The organism is Ktedonobacter sp. SOSP1-85, from assembly GCF_016587415.1.
Classification (GTDB): Bacteria; Chloroflexota; Ktedonobacteria; order Ktedonobacterales; family Ktedonobacteraceae; genus Ktedonobacter.
On sequence record NZ_BNJI01000001.1, the window covers coordinates 6074494 to 6096661 of the forward strand.

The 22168-nt window shown below is 53.1% G+C and carries 12 protein-coding genes, 1 pseudogene and 2 CRISPR repeat arrays; of the genes and pseudogenes, 2 read left to right on the plus strand and 11 right to left on the minus strand.

What is annotated here, in order from left to right:
* Nucleotides 1–231: 231 nt before the first annotated feature.
* On the plus strand, nucleotides 232–1068 hold the full coding sequence (locus KTE_RS25465; protein ID WP_201385934.1) for a hypothetical protein: 837 nt from the start codon (nucleotides 232–234) through the stop codon (nucleotides 1066–1068).
* 410 nt (nucleotides 1069–1478) lie between these two features.
* Here the strand turns inward: KTE_RS25465 and cas6 are convergent, their stop codons facing one another.
* The 9 genes from cas6 to cas1 form a co-directional block, all read right to left on the minus strand.
* Nucleotides 1479–2468, minus strand: a complete 990-nt coding sequence (cas6, locus tag KTE_RS25470) for a CRISPR system precrRNA processing endoribonuclease RAMP protein Cas6 (protein WP_201385936.1) — start codon at nucleotides 2466–2468, stop codon at nucleotides 1479–1481.
* 17 nt (nucleotides 2469–2485) lie between these two features.
* Nucleotides 2486–3226: a hypothetical protein gene (locus tag KTE_RS25475; RefSeq protein WP_201385939.1), complete on the minus strand. Its 741-nt coding sequence runs from the start codon at nucleotides 3224–3226 to the stop codon at nucleotides 2486–2488.
* Between the two features lie 20 nt (nucleotides 3227–3246).
* The gene (locus KTE_RS25480) at nucleotides 3247–4257 is read right to left on the minus strand and encodes a DevR family CRISPR-associated autoregulator (RefSeq protein ID WP_201385942.1); all 1011 of its coding nucleotides are present in this window, start codon (nucleotides 4255–4257) and stop codon (nucleotides 3247–3249) included.
* Nucleotides 4258–4287: 30 nt separating this feature from the next.
* Complete coding sequence (locus KTE_RS25485; RefSeq protein WP_201385943.1) at nucleotides 4288–6186, minus strand: hypothetical protein; 1899 nt, start codon at nucleotides 6184–6186, stop codon at nucleotides 4288–4290.
* Between the two features lie 67 nt (nucleotides 6187–6253).
* On the minus strand, nucleotides 6254–8857 hold the full coding sequence (gene cas3, locus KTE_RS25490) for a CRISPR-associated helicase Cas3' (RefSeq protein WP_201385948.1): 2604 nt from the start codon (nucleotides 8855–8857) through the stop codon (nucleotides 6254–6256).
* 2 nt (nucleotides 8858–8859) lie between these two features.
* Nucleotides 8860–9894, minus strand: coding sequence for a YafY family protein (locus tag KTE_RS25495; RefSeq protein ID WP_201385949.1), 1035 nt, complete (start codon nucleotides 9892–9894; stop codon nucleotides 8860–8862).
* A 531-nt stretch (nucleotides 9895–10425) separates the two neighbouring features.
* Nucleotides 10426–12535: a CRISPR direct-repeat array (repeat unit 37 nt; unit sequence GTAGCAGAGAAATCGATCCGTTCGAGGATCCTGCAAG).
* 81 nt (nucleotides 12536–12616) lie between these two features.
* On the minus strand, nucleotides 12617–13204 hold the full coding sequence (gene cas4, locus KTE_RS25500) for a CRISPR-associated protein Cas4 (RefSeq protein WP_201385956.1): 588 nt from the start codon (nucleotides 13202–13204) through the stop codon (nucleotides 12617–12619).
* 1 nt (nucleotide 13205) lies between these two features.
* Nucleotides 13206–13460 carry a CRISPR-associated endonuclease Cas2 gene (gene cas2 / locus KTE_RS25505; protein ID WP_201385960.1) on the minus strand — a complete coding sequence of 85 codons (255 nt, stop codon included), beginning with the start codon at nucleotides 13458–13460 and terminating at the stop codon, nucleotides 13206–13208.
* An 11-nt stretch (nucleotides 13461–13471) separates the two neighbouring features.
* Nucleotides 13472–14488 carry a CRISPR-associated endonuclease Cas1 gene (gene cas1 / locus KTE_RS25510; protein ID WP_201385966.1) on the minus strand — a complete coding sequence of 339 codons (1017 nt, stop codon included), beginning with the start codon at nucleotides 14486–14488 and terminating at the stop codon, nucleotides 13472–13474.
* Nucleotides 14489–15121: 633 nt separating this feature from the next.
* Nucleotides 15122–18557: a CRISPR direct-repeat array (repeat unit 37 nt; unit sequence GTAGCAGTGACATCGATCCGTTCGAGGATCCTGCAAG).
* A gap of 457 nt (nucleotides 18558–19014) precedes the next feature.
* Between cas1 and KTE_RS25515 the strand changes: the two are divergent.
* Nucleotides 19015–20200, plus strand: a pseudogene (locus tag KTE_RS25515) (RNA-guided endonuclease InsQ/TnpB family protein).
* Between the two features lie 114 nt (nucleotides 20201–20314).
* On the opposite strand, the gene KTE_RS25520 reads toward KTE_RS25515, so the two are convergent.
* A complete protein-coding gene (locus KTE_RS25520) occupies nucleotides 20315–20614 on the minus strand; it encodes a hypothetical protein (RefSeq protein ID WP_201385968.1) in 300 nt (99 codons plus the stop codon).
* 39 nt (nucleotides 20615–20653) lie between these two features.
* Nucleotides 20654–22105, minus strand: a complete 1452-nt coding sequence (locus KTE_RS25525) for a serine hydrolase (RefSeq protein WP_201385970.1) — start codon at nucleotides 22103–22105, stop codon at nucleotides 20654–20656.
* Between the last annotated feature and the right edge of the window lie 63 nt (nucleotides 22106–22168).

Here is a 22168-nt window from a genome sequence, read left to right on the forward strand (position 1 = left end):
CTTGTTTGCTGTCACCTGCTTTCTCTCAATGAGATTGAACTACCTTTCAAGTTTGTAACTATCCGTTATGAGAAGTGTACAATAGTAAACCTCATTTGTCAACCTAAATAAACAAAATTTCAACTTTGTCAACAAAAAATAATGAGAGCTACGCGTGTAAGGTTAATTTAGTTGACGTTGAAATGGATGATGGTACAATATAGTCACATTTCATTAGGGGGAGAGTATTAGGTGAATAGAAGGTCTCACCAGGAAGAGACGGATGCCTTTGTCTCGTTTAGCAGAGCATTAGAATTGTTTAAGCCGCTCAATAAGAACGCCTTCAATTATCGTGTGCGCAAAAAAGAAATCGCTACGAAAGAGGATGAAAGCGGAAAGACTTTATACGGGGTGCAAAGTGTGATAGCCATGAGAAATTCCCTACTCAAAAGGTTATCGCGCATAGACAAGCAACCGGAGGTCATTACTGATTGGCTACAACCGACAGATATACCGGCATCACTTGCATTAGATCAGACTGTTTACCATGAGATGTATCTAGCTGAAGCCGAAGTCTACATGGCATGGAGAAGAAAGAATCCCTATATTTCTATGGCCGCTTTTGACGCAAGAGACCGTAGGACGTGCTATGCTTACATCGGCCTCATTCCGCTCCCTGAATCGGTTATTCTAGATGTTCTCACTGGCAAGAGAGACGAAAAGGAAATTACACCAGATGAGATACTTACCTATGATCAACCAGGAGAATACTGTGTTTTAGCTAACAGTGCCGTAGTTCACCCCGATTATCCAGAACTGATTAGCAAGGTTATCGATGCTATTGGAGAGTATTGGCTCAAGCAGTATCCTGAAAAGCGCATAAAGCGCATCTATGCACAAACCGTCTCCGAAGATGGGCGCATAATGGCACAAAAGCTATATCTTGGGCCACTTTACGTACTTCAAGATCAAGAGTTGATTAAAATTGAAGATGCATATGTGCTTGATCTGGATGGTGTTGCCGCATCAAGGATTATCCGGCGATTCCAAGAAAAGCTAAGAGCTAAAGCAACTTATCCGTCTAAATAGGGAATACAGGACTCATTTGCTTATATACCTTATTTTTGCCTTAGTTAGTGTTTGATTACCGCTACCTAGCCGATAGAAAAGCGAAAGGAGTGTTCAAGAAAAGAGGCAAAAGCTGTGAAAAGAAGCCAACATCGTCTGCCAAGAATACTTGATCGGGATGCTTGTCCATCCGATCTAAGAGATGCCCAATGGGAACTGTTGGAATCCTTGGTGCCAAGGATTCCTCCAAAAGTGGCCTATGGAGAGAGCAATCCGGGAGAAGATCCTGCAAGTGGCAGATACGCGGCCTTTTCTTGCCAGCGGTGATACGTAGCAGTGTGATCGATTCGGATGAAGATCCTGTAGTGAGAGGGGAAGGAGGCAGGAGCGGTGCGCGACCCGCGCACCGCTCCTGCCTCCTTCCCCTCTCATTAGTTAGTGAGTTGGTACCAGCCGTTGCCTTTGACGACATTTTTGCCGATGTGGAGGAGTTCGCCGAGGGCCAGGAGCTCGAGGAATGGCTCAAGCTGGCCTTCAAAGGTGGCTACACCCATCAGGCCGCTGGTTGGTGTCGAGCGCTTCTGACGGTTGGAGTAGCTGCTGAGCTCTTCCCAGTGGGTGTGGTCGGCGCTACACGTTACCTGGTCAGCTAGCTGTGCTACGGTGTCTCGCTCCTCCTTGGAGAGGGAGAGGTCCTGGCTGCCATAGTGCTTCTCCAGGGCAATGACGCGTTCGAGCAGGCGCCGCACGAGCGGGCGGAAGCTGGCGCGTTGTACGAGGTGTTCCTGGTCGATAAGGCGCGTTGGGGTGATGAAGCGCAGGGTTACGCGCCGCTTGTCCAGGCTCTCTGCTCTTTGTTTATAGTCTTCGGGTTTGACGCTGACAACGGGCGCGTTTACCCGTACGTTGCCAGCTTCGTAGATAATCTGCTGTTCCTGTGTAAAGGGGTGATAGGCCTCGACGCGCTCGACACGTAGAAGCCCTCGCTGGCCACGGTTCTCGTCCAGGCGCCGTCCCAGGCCCTCTCGCTCAATCTGTTTGATGGAGAGCATGATATAGGGGAGGAGTTTGACGATGCTCCCGATGAGCGTCATGCTGAAGGAGAAGTACTCCCCTGGCTGATAGCGCTTGATCCCTCCCAGTGGCGGGGTGATGACGAAGGGGCGAGGGATGTCCTGCCCCCAGGTATTGTCCTCGCGCAGGGGCGCAGCAATCGCGCTGACAGGACAGGCCTCATTGAGGATACACACACTACATGAGGGCGCGCTCTTGTTGGTGCAGAACTGGTCCAGGATGGCATGGAAGAAACTACCTCGGATGGAGGAGCCGCTATGGGCATCTAGCTCAAGTGGCGTCTGAGCACGTACCAGGAAGCGCAGATGAGTCGTCGTGAGAGTGGCGGATCGAAGTATGGGCTGCATCCTAATCCTCTTTCTTACTAATATGAAGCATCCAGGCGCTGATACCAGCTATAGCTACGAGACGAGCGCGTCGGCGCATAAGGAATAACGATATGCCGCAGAATACGGTCCTTATGCAAAACGATCCTGGCCTCGTTATAGGTGTCGGCCTTCTGAAAGGTCAGGCTGGGGCCGCAATCATCCAGCATCTGGAGTGTTCCGCTGACCTCAAAATCCTGCATTTGCCCCGCTGTCAGGTGGATAAAGCGCCCCTCTGGAAGGGCTTGAGCTTCGTAAGGCTTCTCCAGCATCTGAAGAAATCCCCCGCGCTTCCCAAGGTAATTAATACACATCAATAGCTCGGGCAAAATCGGCGCGAGAGGTGAGTCGTCCGACAATTGGCAGGCCAGACTCATGCTGCCCTTGTAATTGACGTACTCGCGATAGGCAATGGTTGGCTGCATGGGATACTCTTTTTTCTCGCGGGCCTTCTGGGCTTTTTCGGCGTTACTCTTGTCCTTCAGCTCACGGCGAATCTTGCTAAAGCTTTTGACCACGATCATTTCTTCGGGTGGCTCCAGGTAGAGTTCCAGGTCACGCAGGAAGGGGAACAGGTGTTCCCCCTCTGCCAGACCACGTGTCCGGATGGCCGCACCCAGCAATGCCATTTTCAGCGCGAAGGGCGTTGGAATCAGGAGCGTCTTGCCTCCCGAAGAGGTTGCGTTTGCTGGTCGCAGCGAGAAGAAGGAGACCGGCAGGTAGTGTGCAATCATCCACATGGATGGCTCCTTCCCAGATGTTAGAATGTGAGCGCCTGTGGCGTGCTCGTATCAATCAAGGTGCGCATCTGCTGCGCGAACTGGCCCAGAGTATCAAAGTTATGGAGTTGGACAGGCCCGCTGTTTTTACCATTCAGAGCGGTTGCGATCTCCTGAGCCTGCTCACGGTAGGCGAAGCGCTGCTCGCTGCCCCCAACAAGAGGGCTGATAAGCGGCGCGGGAATGGCGCTGCTGCTTGTGGAGATAAAGCCTTCGAGCGCGACCAGGTGTGGCAACTGGGTTGAGCGCATCGCGCCATTAAGTTCTAGAAAGGAATACATCACACTCTCCAGCAGCAACGCTGCGCGCTTCTGGCGCTCCTTCTCATCCTTGATGGCATATTGTTGGGTGATATCGTTATAGCCGATGCGCCCCAGCTCCAGGTGGCAGACAAAGGCATACACGCCGCTGGAGGCCGGGCGATAGAAGATGTTCTGCCCACGATTCGCCCCCGTTTTCTCCTGATCATTGGCATCTTCATTGCGTTGCTTCTCGCCGCGCTCGGATACGTATTTGACGTGAAAGTAACTCTCAGTGCGTGAGATCTCTGGGAGCGCGACGACCCAACCGAATTCACAGATAGACTTACGTGGAACCGAGCGTTTCTCCTCCGTGACCAGGATGCCCCCAATATCATCCATGGCACAGCGTTGCAGCATCTGATCGATAAAGTCGGCATCGCGAATGCCCTTTGTTTCCTTTAGAAAGGCGTCATCACCATTGATGCGGTTGACGTTGAGGCGCTGGCAACTGGCGCAGAGATTGACCTGGTCCTCTTTGGCGCGACGGTAGTAATGTTCCATCAAGACGTGCTTGAGCATATCGCCGGAGATAGCATTGACGTTATGGAGCACATTATCCTCGCCAACGATATCGACCATACGCGTCTGGATCTGGTTGCCCTCGCCGCCCTCGTTGTTGAGGCTGTGGACGTTGAGCGTCATGCGCGCGGCAATAGAGAGTGAGACCAGGGCCTTATTTTCGTTTGCCATTTGTATGTTTACTCCTTCTCTTGTCGTTTCTTATTCTTCTTCTGAAGTGTTGGTATCATTTGCGACGTCGTCTGATGTAACCTCGTTTTGGGCCTCTTCCTTTTTGAAGGTATCCAGGCGTGCATAACCATAGGCGACCAGCATCGAGGCGATCAACTCGGGAGAATAAGTATCAAGCAGATCGCCGAGCTGCTCTACATCTGTTGTTGTTACTGGATAGCGGAGTTTGTTGTTCTTATAGTCTTCGCTGGAGAGGCGACTACCCTTCTTCTTCGCCTGCTTCTCTTCCTCGCGCGCCGTTTCGGCGTTGTAGAGAAAGAGAAACTCGCTGAGAGCGGCCATAAACTCCTCGCGATAGCGCGCCTTGCGCATTAAATCCTGGCCCAGGCCATAGCGAACCTCATACCTGTTATCGTTCTCCTGGCTGCGGCGACGCTGCGCTCTGACAGTAGCCTCGCGGATGGCCGAGGCGATGTTTTGAAAGCCAGGCGTTGCCAGAATAGTGCTTAAACTCTTGCTCTTGCTCGTGTGCTGATGGTTCATGACGAGTATATCCAAGCCTTTCTTCGTTAATTGCGGGAGCCAGCGTTTGACGTCTTTCTCGCGCTCGCGTTTGCGGAACAGGTAGCAACCATAGAGCGCGGCGAATTGCCAGAAGGTGCGCAGGTCATGCCCTGAGAGAAAGTCGCGATAGGTGCGCAGGAGGTCGATCTCCTCATTGCTCTCCTTCCCCTGAGGACCCTCGATGCGCCTGATGATACGAATATGTTCCTCAAGTAGCAGCTCTGCCTGTTGAATTTGTGCCAGTGTCTTTAGCTCAGGAAACCAATTTGGTACGTTGATCGTGGCGACATTCATGACCGCGTGCGCGCTACCCATATCCTTGTAGAAGGCTACATCCAGGCCCTGGGCGATACTGGTAATGGGCGTTGGCTCCCAGTCCTCAAGCCCCTGCCTGCTGGTAAATTCTTGCTCCTGATGGTCTACCATGACCTGGGCCAGGCGCAGAGAGGCGAGAACGTCCTGCTTGATAGCGGTGCTGGACCAGCAGATGGCGCGAAACTGGTTCATCATGTCCTTGAGGGTATCTAGCTCGACCCTCTGTGGCGCGATCACATACGTCTTGCGATCCTTGCTGCCCTTGATAATGTATGGTGCGGCCCCCAGCATAAAGCCCTTGAACTTGAGCAACTCAAGGAGCCAGAAGCTGTCCAGCCCTCCACTATTGAGTCGACTGCTTTTGCTGGTATTGGCGCCTTTCCCTGCTGTTGGGTTGATTACCTGTACCGCGGTCACCAGCGCCTTGCCTTCTATGTGCTGCTCCTTTGCCAGCTTCTCCCAGGCTTTGATCGCTCCTGTAACGTCGTTCTCGCGCTGGGAGAAGAGCCTGTAGAGCAGGCCAATAGCCAGCCATTGTTGCTGAACTGTGAGACTCTGCCAGCGAAACACGATCTCGTTGAAGGTATCAGGAACCTTGAGCATATTGATGGCCTGGTAATGTCCTAACTCTTTGCGTGGCCCCGCACTAAGCACCTGCTCTAGCTCTGGCTCATGGCGGCGACGCGCATCCGGTGTGCGTAAAGCTGGTGGAAGCGCTTTAAGCTGCGCGCTCAATAGCTTCTGCTTCTCGCGTTCCTTGTCGTACTCAAAGCCATTGCGTAAAACGCGGCCCTTCTTTCCCTGGCGCTCATCCTGCTTCGGGGAGATCAGCGGCTCAAGGAAGGGAATAATCTGGTCGTTGATAAGCTCCTCTTCACGTAACTCGCTGTTCAGAGATAGCTCAAACGTATCTCCTTTGTTATGGATGATAAGTTGACCGTTAGGCTTACCTATTTTCCGCAAGACCTCTTGTAGGAGGTCTGCCAGACCAAGCGCGAGCTGCGTATCGGCGGCGGTCCCACTGATCTTATTGACCCAGAACGTGTGCATAATCATCACCTGCTGTAAATGCAATAGTTTCGGGATTATAACTCATGTATTGGTGAATGTAAACATATCATGGCTTTAGTGGCGCGTAGCGATCGGCTCGCTGGTCTGCCAGGCGTAGGGCGCGCACTATTACGAATACCAACCAGGTTTCAAGCTGCCTGGCATCATCTGCCATGACGTTGGGCTGCGTACAGATGCCCTTGTCGCGGACATTCTCGGGATTGAGATCCCCTCCCTGCTCCAGCACGAACTTTAGTTTCTCCAGGTTGTAATGCCAGGTTTGGTCGCGCCTTACCGCGTGGATGGCCTTCTCGATCGCGGTCCTGGCGGCTGGATGAATGTGGGTTGTGCCATAGGTGTGAGCCTTTGGCGTGTGATGATGGGCGATGGCGGTGCAGATGGCGCGAGCCACGGGCAGGTTGGGGTGGTCCACCCGATTGACAGCCAGGCTATCGAGGATCAGGCTGCGGCCAAGCATCACGCTTTCGCAGGCATGATGAGGGCGTTTGCCCGGTACCTCTCTCTGCCATTTTTTCTGCTCCTTTGAGCGCCAATCATAATCTGTCTTGGCGAGGAAGGTATTCTTTGCTGGTTCTTGATAGTGCGCCCCCCAGTGCGTTTTCTCCAGGAGCAGGCGTTGCCAGTTCCTGGCCCAGAGCTGCCATTTTTGATCAAGCTTGCCCAGATCATGGGTCGCGATGGCAATCTGGATGGCATGATCAATGGTCCCGGCTTCCAGGTCCATTAACCGTTCCAGGCGGTGCATGATATAGGCCAGTTCATGGTAGATGACATAATGGTAGGCATCGGCCAGCCCCTCAATATGCTGCTCATAGCTCTGTATACGCGTGGGTTCGCCTTTGTTTCCGGTGGTCCGACGCTCGCAAAGCATGCTCTGGTAGTGTTGCTCCGCCAGGCGTTTTTCCCACACCTCTGGAAGTTTTAGCCGACCATCCAGGAACACGAGGCCAAGGGTCTGGTCATAGGTTACAAGCTGCTCAGGCATGGCGATAATCAGCGCAGTGGGGATTAACTCTGGTGTGCTGATTGGGTCCCATGTATAGGTTGCCGGCTGGCGGCTATCCTTCTCTTCTTCTTCCTCTTTTTTCTCCGTTTTCTCGGGGACTGCCTGTTTGCAGAGCCATTCCAGGCCAACCTCTGCCTGTTTCTCTCGTAAGCGCTGCCAGTGTTTGCCCAGCAACTGTCCGGGATGAATGCCAAATGTTTGCCAGCGCCAGGGCTCGCTCTTGATTGCCTCATCTGGATCGTTATGAATGAGGAGCTGGACCTGGGTGATGTCGCGAATCAAGGCCGCCACGTTGCCACGTTCGTGTGTACGCAGGCTCTCTGTAATGGCTTCGCGTAAATCATTGCGATGCTCCTCGTAGCTTTTGAGGAGCTCCAGGTCGCCAACAGTATGTACCTGGTCAACCAGGTCCTGTTCTTCGCGAAAGCCCAGGGGGCGCCCCTCGAACTGGGCCAGGGCCTGCCAGGTATGGTCGCAGAGTATGGCGGGATATGGCAGGCTGGAGAGCGTCTGCCCCTCTTCGTCCAGGGGTAGGGGGTAGACCACAACACGTCCATGCTGCCGTTCGAACCTGGCGCACCGCCCCGCACGCTGAACTAAGCTATTGGCGGGCGCGATCTCGGTATGCAGTGTCTCAACTGAGATGTCCAGTCCCACTTCGACGACTTGCGTCGCGACAACAATCACACTCCGCTCTCCCTGGTAAAGGTCACCGTGCCACTGCTCTTTGCCGAGCAACTGCGAGAGCTCATCGCCCTGGTTTTTGCGATCATCATCGGTAAAGCGACTATGCAGCAGGCGTAGCTCGATATCCAGTCCCGCCTGTTGGATGGCCTCATCAAGCTTCAGGAAAGTTTCCTGCGCCCGCTGAACAGTGTTGCACACCACCAGGGAGCAGCGCTTGTGACTAGCAAGGATATGCTCGCTACTCATGGGTTCCAGGCAGCGCTCGAAGATGCGCTCACGTTCCCTGTTGAGCAGGGCCAGCTCTTGCTCATTCACCGTAATGACTCTGGCCCCAAACATCTGGGCGAGTTGCTCGACCAGGGGATTCGACATGGTTGCGCTCATAAAAACAAAGCGTGTCGTATCTTTGAGCTGGCGCAGTAGCTCCACACAGGTTGTAAAGCCACCCTTGTAGCTGCGGCCATCTTCCGCGACTGGATAGAGATGTGGCTCATCCAGGATGAGGTAGGAACTACAGATGGCTCCTACGTTGATGTTGGCGCGTGAGCTATCGACACTGTAGGGAACGCCAAGTGCGCTCGCTAGCAACTGATCGATGGTGCAGGCTGTCAGTACCGACTCAAATTGTGGATCCTCTGGCGACTCACCTGTCTGAATAGAGAAGAGATCGCGCCCAAAGTAGGCATAGCGCTCCTTCAGTTCGGCGACCAGGTCGGGATCCAGCTCTTCCAGCCAATCTTTGCAGAGCTTGAGAAACTGGGTTGCCAGTGAGCGCGTCGGGACGGCATAGAGCGCTTTGGTCGGTAGCAAACCATGCTTAAAGGCCAGGTTTTGTAGAAAGGGGAGACTGGCCGCAAGCGTCTTACCACCGCCTGTTGGCACGACCAGGATAACATTCTCCCCATTGGCCATGGCCTGTAATATCTCCTGTTGATATGGATAGAGCTCAAGCATCATGCTTACTCCTTCTTGCGAAACAGGTTAGGGTTAAAAGTGCCGGGATTGTGTACCTCGGGCAGGGCCAGGCCATACATCTGCATGGAGCGACGTACATGCTGGATGACGCTTTCGCGTAGCGCTGGCGGCTCCAGCACCTCACAGTCGCTGCCCCAGCCGCGAATCCACGGTTCTATCTCCAGCGTATCGCCGATCAAGGCGCTCCATACGCAGCCATCGCGTGTTGTCATCACCTCCTCGGTGGGATGCCATTTTGTCTCGCGCACGCGTTTTGCTACCCGCTCATGGAAGCGCAGGCGAACCTTGACTGGCTCCTCATCGCCATACATCACTGTCCAGGCCTGGCGCAACTTCGCGGCCCCATCAAAATTATCCGGAATCGTAAAGGACTCACTGGTGAGTTCCGCGCGTGCGATGCGCTCCAGCTTATAAGTGCGCAGGTTCTCACCTATGCTGCTATAGCCCAGGGCATAGATCGTGCGCCCAATTGCTGATGGCTCCAGCAGATAGGGATCGAAGTAGCACTCGAAGCTCCTACTCTGCGGCGGCTCATAGTAGAGGCGCACGCGTCGCTGTAGCACCCACCCGCTGGCGAGCGCGAAGAAGACCTGCGACTTATCCACGCGCTGCTCCTCGTCAAAGTACAGAAGTGCGCGCAACAGTTCCTGGCGCTCGCGTAGTGCTGTGGGCAGCGCATCTACCAGCTTCTTGAGGGCCATTGAGACATGCCAGTTTTGCTCATCCTGCGTCTGCGCCAGGAGTCGGCCTGCCAGGTAGAGCGCGACCGCTTCTGGATAGCTTAGAGAGATATCCAGTTGTGGCAGTATCGTCCTCTCCGGCAAGAACCAGTAATGTCCATCCTTGTCGATAGGCAGGAGTCCCGTCGTGCTCAGGTCGCGCAGATACTTATTTGCCGTATCCTCATTGACCTCTAGCTTTTCAGCGATCTCCCTGGTACGAAAGCGTCCGCCAGGTACTTGAAAGAGCTTGATAATATGGAGCATGCGGTCCAACCGCTTCCACCCCTCGGTATTCATCCATGCCACCTCCTTTGTAAGTGATGAGTAGAGTATATATTCCTGAAACCGCCAAACCATCGGAAAAGTCCGCCCAAAAAACAAATTTTGTCGGATCGGCAAAAATATCCCGGGCAGGTTCCCCATGAACGCATAAAGTTATATCAAATCATATAATGCCGTCCAATTATAGCGCCAATTCTAAAGCTCTACCATGAAATACGCATAAAGATTTCCTCCCGACCCCTCTTAAATCTGGCTCTTTTTGGGTCTCATTCGAAAATCGCCCTCATCCTAAAGTAAAACAGGATTAATATGGCCCTCTTAATACGTAAATCAGCCCTGAAAATCAGGACAAAGAATAGAATAAATGCAAAAGGCGTCCGAAAATCCCCCTACTTTTTGGACAAAAAACGATTTTCGAAAACGCACCAGATATGCTATACTAGCAGAGGTATATTGAACAAAAACGAAACCCTGAGGCATTCAGCAAACGGCCCAAAACCAATAAAACACGAAAACACACCAACTATCCCCACTCCTCAGCCCGCGGTAGCAGAGAAATCGATCCGAGAGAGGATCCTGCAAGCAGCTGGCTAAAAATCAATGAAGCCAACCTCTATATAGTAGCAGAGAAATCGATCCGAGAGAGGATCCTGCAAGCATCTGCAGGCCAGTCAGGGGCGCGATCTCCGCAAACGTGTAGCAGAGAAATCGATCCGAGAGAGGATCCTGCAAGATGGCAAACTGTACTCAAGGCTGTGCAGAAAGGATAAGGTAGCAGAGAAATCGATCCGAGAGAGGATCCTGCAAGCATCTGCAGGCCAGTCAGGGGCGCGATCTCCGCAAACGTGTAGCAGAGAAATCGATCCGAGAGAGGATCCTGCAAGATGGCAAACTGTACTCAAGGCTGTGCAGAAAGGATAAGGTAGCAGAGAAATCGATCCGAGAGAGGATCCTGCAAGTCCCGTGGCTCCAGCCAGTTCTTCCAGCTGGCCAGGTAGCAGAGAAATCGATCCGTTCGAGGATCCTGCAAGTCTTGAGTTTCTGTACGTTACTAACTTTTCTTCCTTGTAGCAGAGAAATCGATCCGAGAGAGGATCCTGCAAGTTGTGCAGCCTATTGGCGTGCTTTCTCAGAAAGCGGAGTAGCAGAGAAATCGATCCGAGAGAGGATCCTGCAAGCTTTTCGATGATGAGGAGAGCGAAGAGATTGAAGTAGGTAGCAGAGAAATCGATCCGAGAGAGGATCCTGCAAGCCGCAATCAGCACGACAAGCCTAGCAGTTATCGAGCAGGTAGCAGAGAAATCGATCCGTTCGAGGATCCTGCAAGTTATCCCTGAAGTGTACGCATTGCGGCAGGCACTGGGTAGCAGAGAAATCGATCCGTTCGAGGATCCTGCAAGTGTGGGCTTCATGTCTTAGAATGGTGTACACATACCGTAGCAGAGAAATCGATCCGTTCGAGGATCCTGCAAGTGTTCCAGCTACTAATGGACACGCCAAACGATATAGGTAGCAGAGAAATCGATCCGTTCGAGGATCCTGCAAGTTGCAATGGAAAAACTGCCCAAACGTGACGTTATCGTAGCAGAGAAATCGATCCGTTCGAGGATCCTGCAAGATTGTTCACAGGATGTATATGTACCCCTGAAGCTGTTGTAGCAGAGAAATCGATCCGTTCGAGGATCCTGCAAGCCTGTGTCTTCAGTTTCTTCTTCCAGTTCAGCAGAGTAGCAGAGAAATCGATCCGTTCGAGGATCCTGCAAGAACAGGAGACAGGAGAGACAGAGGACGATGGTAACTTGTAGCAGAGAAATCGATCCGTTCGAGGATCCTGCAAGCAAGATTTGTCTGGCCTCTCTACGGACGCCGCTGGGTAGCAGAGAAATCGATCCGTTCGAGGATCCTGCAAGTATCCAACGTGTTACGAAATTGGAAGACGGTATGGCGTAGCAGAGAAATCGATCCGTTCGAGGATCCTGCAAGGGTTTTTGAATTGCCGCATGATCCTATAACCGCGATTAGTAGCAGAGAAATCGATCCGTTCGAGGATCCTGCAAGCCGCCCGGACCTTGTGGAGTATATTCAGGCGGTGTCCGTAGCAGAGAAATCGATCCGTTCGAGGATCCTGCAAGTATAATCGAGGAATGGGCCAATGAGGCCCCAGCGGTGGAGTAGCAGAGAAATCGATCCGTTCGAGGATCCTGCAAGAATACCACATCGTTGCAATCCGCAAGTGCGGGTTTGGCGTAGCAGAGAAATCGATCCGTTCGAGGATCCTGCAAGACCCATCCCGCTTATAGTGGGGTATCATGTGCTCGAAAGTAGCAGAGAAATCGATCCGTTCGAGGATCCTGCAAGAGCTCGGCCATGGTTAGACCGTGGCACGCGGCTGTGGGTAGCAGAGAAATCGATCCGTGAGAGGATCCTGCAAGTCTTTCGCCAGATCAGCCTGTACTCTTGGGCCGTATTGGTAGCAGAGAAATCGATCCGTTCGAGGATCCTGCAAGAACAACGGTGAATGGGGATATGCTGAATGGCGCGATTGGTAGCAGAGCCTTCGATCCGTTAGAGGATCCTGCAAGAGCGTCCGGTGCCCGCCGTTCAATGGTTGCCAACGATGTAGCAGAGCCTTCGATCCGTTAGAGGATCCTGTGTATAGACATGCTTTAAACGAGAGGACATCCATTACAAGTTGCATCATAATGGATGTCCTTTTGTGTTTTTTGAAGTCTGGCGCCTACACGATGTCGTTACAGAAGCGTCGGAATTCGCAGGATGGGCAGCGGCGCGGTGTTCTGGTGGCGGTCGGGAAATCTTCCTTTTCGAGTAGGTGATGAATCTCCTGGGTGACCTGGCTGACCTTTTTGCGCAGGGCTGGCGTGATGGAAACTTCTTCGGCTTTGCGTAGTGGGATGGAGTAGAGGAAACCGCGTTGTACAGGTATCTGTAGTTTCTCTTCCAGCAGAAGCGCGTAGGCGGCAAGTTGTAGTTTGAAATGTGGCCCGGCCTTCTGTTCGGAATGTTTATAGTCGACGATGATGGCTTCTTGAGAGGGGGTGATGATGACCATATCTATTAGCCCCTTGATGCCCAGGGTTCCCGAGGCTGCGAAGAAGTGGAATAAGCGCTCGCCCTGTTCTAGCTGGTATTTTTGCAGGCTGCGGCGAAGTTCCTTCTCTTCCTCCTGGCGATGACCCTGGATGCCTACCTCCATAGAGTAGGTCAAGGGCCTGACATCAGGCAGACAGTAGCGATAGTAAAGTAGTCTGGGACAGCAGACGTATTGTTTGAGGTCGGTGACCTCCAGTAACCATGTTTCTTGCATGTTAGTTTTTCTCCTTGCGTTCGATTGCCTTGCGCCCTGACCATGCTTTGTCGTCGAGCGGAAAGAGCTGGATGTTCGCTCCGTGCTCTCCCAGGCGCTGACGTATTTTGAGCATGAGTTCTCGCTGATGAGCCGCTGTCAGCTCTCCCAGGAAGGCGCTATATTGGATGCGGTTTAAGCCATAATCCAGGCAGACATCGGCGATTTTGCTCCGTGTGCCATCATGCGTGATATCGTAGATGAGTAGGTAGCGCATGGCATTCTTCCTTACCAGCCAGCAATAAAAGGATCGTAGCATGCGCGATCACCGCGCAAGAAGCTGGCGAGGTGGCGAGCCTGGTTCTGGAGAATGAAGCGTAGCGCCTGGCGTTTGCCTTCATAAAGCTCTGCGCTACCGTCAAGCCTCTCCAGCACTTTTTCCGCAAGCTTACGGCGTGTGCTTTCGGTCAAGAGGCGTTCCTCATCTTGTTCAAGTTGAACATGCTTGTTTATCAATCCAATCACTGTGCGGTCGACGACACATTGACGGAACTCTTCGATGAGATCGAGTACCAGGCTTGGTTTGCCAGGTCGATCAGCATGGAGAAAGCCAGCGTAAGGATCGAGGCCTCCGAGGAGGATGGCCTGTTCAACCTGTGCATACAGAACCCCATAACCATAATTGAGCAAGGAGTTAAAGAGGTCCTTAGCGCCTTGCGTTTCGCGTCCAGGCCACTGGAGAGTTTCCGGAAGAATGCGTGCGATACAGCCCCAATAGCACTGTGCCGCTCGTCCTTCAGCGGAAAGCAGACGGTCGCGTATCTCTTGAATGGTCTCGCCTGAGAGCCTTTCCACCTCTAGCATGCGATCACGGAGCGTGTCTGCCGCTGCCTGAGTCACCTGGAAAAAGTCTGCCTCCGACTCCTTGCGCGACTTGGCGAAGTAACGTAGCAAGTTCAACTGATTCTGGATCTTCCCGCTGACGAAAGCCTTCCCAACCATTACTCCTTGCGGTGTGTCGTATGCCAGCAATTGCGCGCGTCTCGTAAGAATTGTGCCCACCAGGCCTGAAGTATAGAGTCCCGCAATAGTTCGTCCATGCCTGCTAAGATAATGGATCGGAATTCCCTCCTCACTGCACATCTTGACCACATCACTTGAAATGCCAACGCCGCTATCCACAATCATAATCTGTTTCAAATGTATCAATGGTGCTTCCTGAACCATTTTCTGTTCTCGGTAGACGCGAACGCGTCCCTGATGCTTGCCAATGAAAAGCCCTTTTCCTTCAACGATCAGATCCATATGGGAAAACCTCGCTTCCTCTCTTGCTGCATGAGCTGTGTGGAATTAGTCTCGCCCAAAGAGCCTGCCACCAGATCATGATGTTCCTTCTCTTCATCCAGCCCAATCAGGTAAAGGCTGTGATTATGAAAGTAGTATAGAGCCTGGTCTCCGCCAAACCAGCGGAAAAGTCGCAAGGAAAATTTCACTTATAAAATTGCCATATGCTACAGAAGGAATAGCTACCTCATCTTCAAATCTATGCTTTAACCAAAAGCAAAAGCATCTTTTCATGCAAGAGAGAATGAAACTTTTAGCCACCGTCTCTAGCTCACTCTTCCCCAACCCCCATAAATTCTGCCCTTTCCCGAGCCTTCTCCGAAAATCCCCCGAGCCTCAAAGCAAAAGAGGGCCAACCTGGCCCTGATATGCCATAAAAGACACCTGAAAAATAAGTTATAAAATAATAAACGGGCAAAAGGCGTCCGAAAATCCCCCTACTTTTTGGACAAAAAACGATTTTCGAAAACACACCAGATATGCTATACTAGCAGAGGTACATCGAACAAAACCGAAGCCCTGAGGCATTCAGCAAACGGCCCAAAACCAATAAAATATGAAAACACACCAGCCACTCCCATTTCCCAACCCGCGGTAGCAGTGACATCGATCCGTTCGAGGATCCTGCAAGAGTTCTCACGGCCAAAAACGGAGTAGAAGTAACTCAAGGTAGCAGTGACATCGATCCGTTCGAGGATCCTGCAAGTCGTATGTAGAGCTGGACAAAGGATAGGGGATAGCGTAGCAGTGACATCGATCCGTTCGAGGATCCTGCAAGATCGGTGGCGGGCCTGCTACCGTGGGCTGGAAAATGGTAGCAGTGACATCGATCCGTTCGAGGATCCTGCAAGACGAAGGCGCTGGCGGATGTACCGCTGTTTGTCCAACGTAGCAGTGACATCGATCCGTTCGAGGATCCTGCAAGGCCAACAAGAACAGCGAAGACAATGGCAACGCAGAGACGTAGCAGTGACATCGATCCGTTCGAGGATCCTGCAAGACCAGGAACTGGAGACCATTCTTGAGCGCACCGCTTTGTAGCAGTGACATCGATCCGTTCGAGGATCCTGCAAGGATCAGCCAAATTCATCTTCAGTCGATGCCATCACTGTAGCAGTGACATCGATCCGTTCGAGGATCCTGCAAGTCCCAAGTGCGGTATTCACTGCCATCTCCATAATCTGTAGCAGTGACATCGATCCGTTCGAGGATCCTGCAAGTTGCGCTCGGTCTCAGCGTTGTAGACCTCATCCCGGGTAGCAGTGACATCGATCCGTTCGAGGATCCTGCAAGAGGTCCACATAGAAGGATGCAGGCCAGGACACCATTGGGTAGCAGTGACATCGATCCGTTCGAGGATCCTGCAAGTATTTTCGCGTGGGATAACGACGGGGGCATGATATGGTAGCAGTGACATCGATCCGTTCGAGGATCCTGCAAGCAATTCATGTTTGAGGCAACGACAGTGCTACTATTAACGTAGCAGTGACATCGATCCGTTCGAGGATCCTGCAAGTTCGATGGTGTATTGAATAACATAACAATAAGTGGTGGGTAGCAGTGACATCGATCCGTTCGAGGATCCTGCAAGGCCTTTGATCTTACCGCGCTCGTGACCACCATCTTGTTCTGTAGCAGTGACATCGATCCGTTCGAGGATCCTGCAAGCATGACAGCGAAGAGACACGCGACACGGAACGCGGCAGGGTAGCAGTGACATCGATCCGTTCGAGGATCCTGCAAGCCACTGCTCACAAAAGCCCCCAGGGGCACCGTGATAGTAGTAGCAGTGACATCGATCCGTTCGAGGATCCTGCAAGTGGCTGATCAGTCAAGGAAGGTGATCAATGCAAGACGTAGCAGTGACATCGATCCGTTCGAGGATCCTGCAAGACTCAACACGCGCCAGCCCAGCTTCATCTAAATTGCCGTAGCAGTGACATCGATCCGTTCGAGGATCCTGCAAGCCCCCAAACACAAAAGAGTCCGGAGCATCTTGTTCTGTAGCAGTGACATCGATCCGTTCGAGGATCCTGCAAGGCGCCAATGATAAGGTGTCAGGCGTACCTAAAATAATGTAGCAGAGAAATCGATCCGTTCGAGGATCCTGCAAGTTCTTGCACAAATTAGAGCAGAATATAAGGATAAGGTAGCAGTGACATCGATCCGTTCGAGGATCCTGCAAGCACATTTCACACAAGGGGCTAAGGCTTCCAGTTGCTAGTAGCAGTGACATCGATCCGTTCGAGGATCCTGCAAGTTTGCGCTGGCGAGCAGGTGGCGCGCCGCCGCGTCCAGTAGCAGTGACATCGATCCGTTCGAGGATCCTGCAAGTCCGATCATTGCAGCATGGTATTGATCGATGGTATTCGTAGCAGAGAAATCGATCCGTTCGAGGATCCTGCAAGATCACAGGCGGAAACAACGGAACGGGAGTTATGTTGTGTAGCAGTGACATCGATCCGTTCGAGGATCCTGCAAGAATTGTTCACCGCGCTTGGATTGCCACCTGACTCGTGTAGCAGTGACATCGATCCGTTCGAGGATCCTGCAAGCCGATCATTGCAGCATGGTATTGATCGATGGTATTCGTAGCAGTGATATCGATCCGTTCGAGGATCCTGCAAGGGTAGTCGCAAATGTGATCGGGCTACCGCCTGAATTGGTAGCAGTGACATCGATCCGTTCGAGGATCCTGCAAGCGTGTGCAAGTGCTGCTGTCTGGCGCATCTCGTCTGGGTAGCAGTGACATCGATCCGTTCGAGGATCCTGCAAGTGTCTATTCTTGCCCTTGCGAGCTTCTATCCACGGATAGTAGCAGTGACATCGATCCGGTAGAGGATCCTGCAAGCGTGACTGGTCAGTGTGTCATGTACCTGGCTGAGCGTAGCAGTGACATCGATCCGTTCGAGGATCCTGCAAGAGTCCGGAGCATCGATGATCTTCTGACAGAAGCCCTGCGGTAGCAGTGACATCGATCCGGTAGAGGATCCTGCAAGATGTCTTTTTGAACTCATAGCCAGTGTCAGCAATGATGTAGCAGTGACATCGATCCGGTAGAGGATCCTGCAAGTCATGGAAGACTTCAGTTGTTACTTCCTGTAGCTTTCTGTAGCAGTGACATCGATCCGTTCGAGGATCCTGCAAGTCACAAGGCAGGCGCTGATCTGGCGTATTACAGCAGTAGCAGTGACATCGATCCGTTCGAGGATCCTGCAAGCAAAAGTCGTTTGGGCGTGGCAGGTTCTGGCATGAGGTAGCAGTGACATCGATCCGTTCGAGGATCCTGCAAGAGTGCCACCATGCCCGCACCACTGCCATCATCATCGATGTAGCAGTGACATCGATCCGGTAGAGGATCCTGCAAGCAAACGCCTCTAAGTTGCATTCATAGGAGGGAGCTTGCGTAGCAGTGACATCGATCCGTTCGAGGATCCTGCAAGTTGTAGCCATGCCGCCAGCGGCGCCGGCTGTATCAATGTAGCAGTGACATCGATCCGTTCGAGGATCCTGCAAGTTATCTCCATAGCTATAGCGCGTTTGCATGTCAGCGTAGCAGTGACATCGATCCGTTCGAGGATCCTGCAAGACTAAAAGCAGACTACCAAACGTGCCAGCGGGGATAAGTAGCAGTGACATCGATCCGTTCGAGGATCCTGCAAGGCTTTATCGTACACGCTGGGGATATTGCAGAGTACAAGTAGCAGTGACATCGATCCGTTCGAGGATCCTGCAAGTCCATGACAAGCTCAAGGGACACATCATTGCGAATAGTAGCAGTGACATCGATCCGTTCGAGGATCCTGCAAGTCCACCGTTCTCTCATCTCTTCTTCCATGCCGGTATTGTAGCAGAGAGATCGATCCGTTCGAGGATCCTGCAAGCTTAGAGATCATCGCCAAGGGTCACGAGAAAGTACGTAGCAGAGAGATCGATCCGTTCGAGGATCCTGCAAGTACGTTATCATGCCTGATATGCCACAACTTGCCGCTAGTAGCAGAGAGATCGATCCGTTCGAGGATCCTGCAAGGCAAACAGGGCTTGGCGCTGAAGTCGCGAGTGTTCAGGTACCATCTTCTCTATGGGTCTCAGCGCCGAGTCCCGCACTGACGTGTGCGAGGGCACCCGAATAGGCAAAGGATCGGACATCGCTCTTGATGTCCTTTATACTATAGTTCCAACGGCATAACATTGTCTAGTGATTTCTCGTGGTTTATCTAACTGCGCCAGAAGGCCCCTGTTTTCAAACACTGTCTTTTACCCACATCTTTTTGGAGGGGCTTCGCAAGTCGATCGCTATACATGTGTTTGTGAAACACTCAACAGGGGGAAGTTGGCCTCCTGTGCTGTTCCACAAAATCTGATTGTAAAATGTGGGTAAAAGACAGGTTTTCAAACATGGGGATGAATGGCGCGCTCCTTTTTTGAGGTGGATAGGGCAGTGCAAATTGTTGCATTTTTACACTATAACTGCTATAATGTAACCTATGAAACAGAAACGCGCTTTCAAGTACCGCGTGTATCCCACGCCAGAACAACAGCAGATCCTTGCTCAAACCTTTGGGTGCTGTCGCGCGCGTCTATAACTGGGCATTGCGCAAGAAAACCGATGCCTATTACAACGACCATCAGCGACTCTATTACAAAGAGTTGAGTCTCCTGTTGACTGACGTGAAAAAGCAAGAAGAGACGCACTGGTTGAATGCCGTTTCTAGCGTGCCCTTGCAGCAAGCTCTTCGTCATCTGGACAAAGCGTTTCTCAACTTCTTTGAAGGGCGTGCCAAGTACCCCACCTTCCACAAAAAACGCAACAAGCAATCCGCCACCTATACCGCCAACGCTTTTACCTGGCACAATGGAACGATCACACTTGCCAAGATGAGTGAGCCCCTTGATATACGCTGGTCGCGCCCTCTGCCAAAAGACGCACCCCCTTCGAGTGTGACCCTCTCCAAAGACTGTGCCAATCGCTACGCGCATCAGCATCCTTGTGGAAGACGAGATTGAGCATGTACCCGCCAATGAGCAGGCGATTGGAGCTGACCTTGGCTTGAAGTCCTTTGTGGTGCTCTCGACCGGTGAAGTGGTAGGCAACCCCAAATTCTTTCACAAGGATGAAAAGAACCTGGCCAAAGCCCAACGCCGGCACGCCAGGAAGAAAAAAGGCTCGAAGAACCGAGACAAAGCACGTCTCAAGGTAGCTCGCATTCATGCCCGCATCGCTGATCGCCGCCGTGACGCGCCTGCAGAAACTTTCGACCCGACTCATACACGAGAACCAAGTGGTATGTGTCGAGTCGTTGGCAGGTCAAGAACATGGTCAAGCATCCAACCCTCAGCAAAGCCATCAGTGATGTGGGATGGAGTGAGTTTGTGACCCAACTGGAATACAAAGCCGACTGGTACGGTCGAGATCTTGTCAAAATTGACAAGTGGTATCCCTCCAGTAAGCGGTGTTTTGAGTGTGGTCACCTCCTTGACTCCTTAGCGCTTGATGTCCGTCAGTGGACGTGTCCAGCGTGTGCTGTGCAGCACGACCGCGATATCAACGCAGCCAAGAATATTAGGTCCGTGGGGCTCACGGTCCTCAATGCCTGTGGAGAGGCTGTAAGACCTGGACGGGTTTTGTCTCGTTCTGGCAAGACTCAGCGAAGCAGGAAACCCTCGAGGTGACTCGAGGAATCCCCCGGCTTGAGCCGTGGGGAGGATGTCAATAGCCACTTGTTTTCACGAGACAAGGCATGTCCTTTTGCTTCGTGAGGGGAACGACAATCCTCACCGGATGGACTACCAGAGATGCAAGCACTCTCTACCATCCTCTACCCCCTTTGGCCCGGAGGCATCAGGGGCTACTTTGCGTACTCGAACCTCAGTGCGGTGATGAATCCATTGAGGAGGCGCTTTTTCCAGACCTCGCCCAGGTGAGCGCCCACGCTTTCGGTTGTACTCCTTGACCTCCGCAATGGCCACCAGAAGCGAGGCTTGCAAGTCGGGCTTTCCCGTAACCGCATCGGGAGAGAGCTCCATAATCGAGGTAAGATAGCTCGCGAAGCTGGCAACACTGGCCAGCTTGCGAAGCTCACTCACATCCCTATTGCCTATTTTGGCAAGGATCTTAGGGTTACTTCAACCGAACACGCGACCGGTGATCGTCGTGACCGTCGTGGAGCCCCAGGATGCGTTCGGTTCCACTTCCAGTTGCAGTTCGCCGCTCGTGTAGTGGAAGCGGAAGACCGGACAGAACACGCCCTCGTAATAACAGATCCTCACCTCGTAGGTGTCTTCCGCCGTCCAGGCGCCGCACGCGGCGACGGGTTCGTCGCCATGCCCGCGCATGTCGGTGGTCCCTTTCAGCCATGTGGCGTAGCCGACCTGCATCGGGTGCTCGCCGCGTTCGTCGCTCACTATGAGCGTGCCGCGCTCGTCGCCGAACTTGATCGCGACGCTCTCCATCTTCAGATCATTGCTCTCTAGCTTGTACGTTTTTCCCCACCATTGCTCTGCCTTGGGTGACGAGGGCTGCCCCTTCGGTAACGGTAGCGACAGGACCTCCAGCTTGTTATACAACCCACCATAGGCTTGCGGGTCGGTGGGCAACGCTTCCGGCTGCATGGTGGGCAGCAGATGCTCCCAGACCTTGTCCAGTACAGCCTGCATGTTCCGCACGCCGCCGATGATGGCCAGCACCGCGTCCTGCTCAGGCATGACGATGCAGTATTGGCCGAAGGCGCCGTCGCCGCGGTAGCCGTCGTGCCGGCAGCGCCAGAACTGGTAGCCGTACCCGACCGTCCAGTCGGGGTTGGCCTGGGTATTGCTGTTGTCGGAATGGGCGCTCGTCGCCTCGGCGACCCACGCCTCCGGCAGGATGCGCCTGCCGTGCCAGCTGCCCTTCTGCAGGTACATCTGGCCGAAGCGGGCGATGTCTTCCGTCTTGATGTGTAGGCCGGACCCGCCGATGTTGATGCCGCGCGGGTCGGTCTCCCAGGTGGGGTTCTCGATGCCCAGCGGGTCGAACAGGCGCGTGCGCAGGTAGTCTAGCAGGGGCTCACCCGTCAGTCTGGTGATGATGGCCGAGAGCATGTAGGTGGCCGCGGTGTTGTAGACGAACCACGTGCCGGGCTGGTACTCCACGGGCAGCGACAGGAAAGTGCGGGGCCAGTTGTCGTCTTCGCCTCCGAACACGTGCCTGGACGTGTCCTCCTTGTGGCCGGTGTTCATGGACAGCAGGTGCCGCACTCGCATAGCCTTCAGGTTCTCGCTAGGGTTCGCCGGGGAGTCGTCGGGGAAGAACTTCAGGACAGGGTCATCCACCGTGAGCAACCCCTCGGCTACCGCCAGGCCGATGCCGGTGGAGGTGAAGCTCTTGCTCAGCGAGTAGAGCGAGTGCGGGGATTGGGGCCCATAGGGCGTCCACCACCCCTCTGCCGCCACGTTCCCGTGGCGCAGAAGCATGAAGCCCTGCACCGCGTCCAACGGGTGGGTGTGTTGCTCAATCGCCCGGATGAAGTCCAGGACCGCCGAGGAGGGGATGCCCTCGGCTTCCGGGCTGCTGCGCTTCAACTGAGTTATACTTGCCATGATATCGATCTACCCCTTTCTTTTATTCGGCCCCTCATAAGGCCTGGTATTGTCCGTAATGAA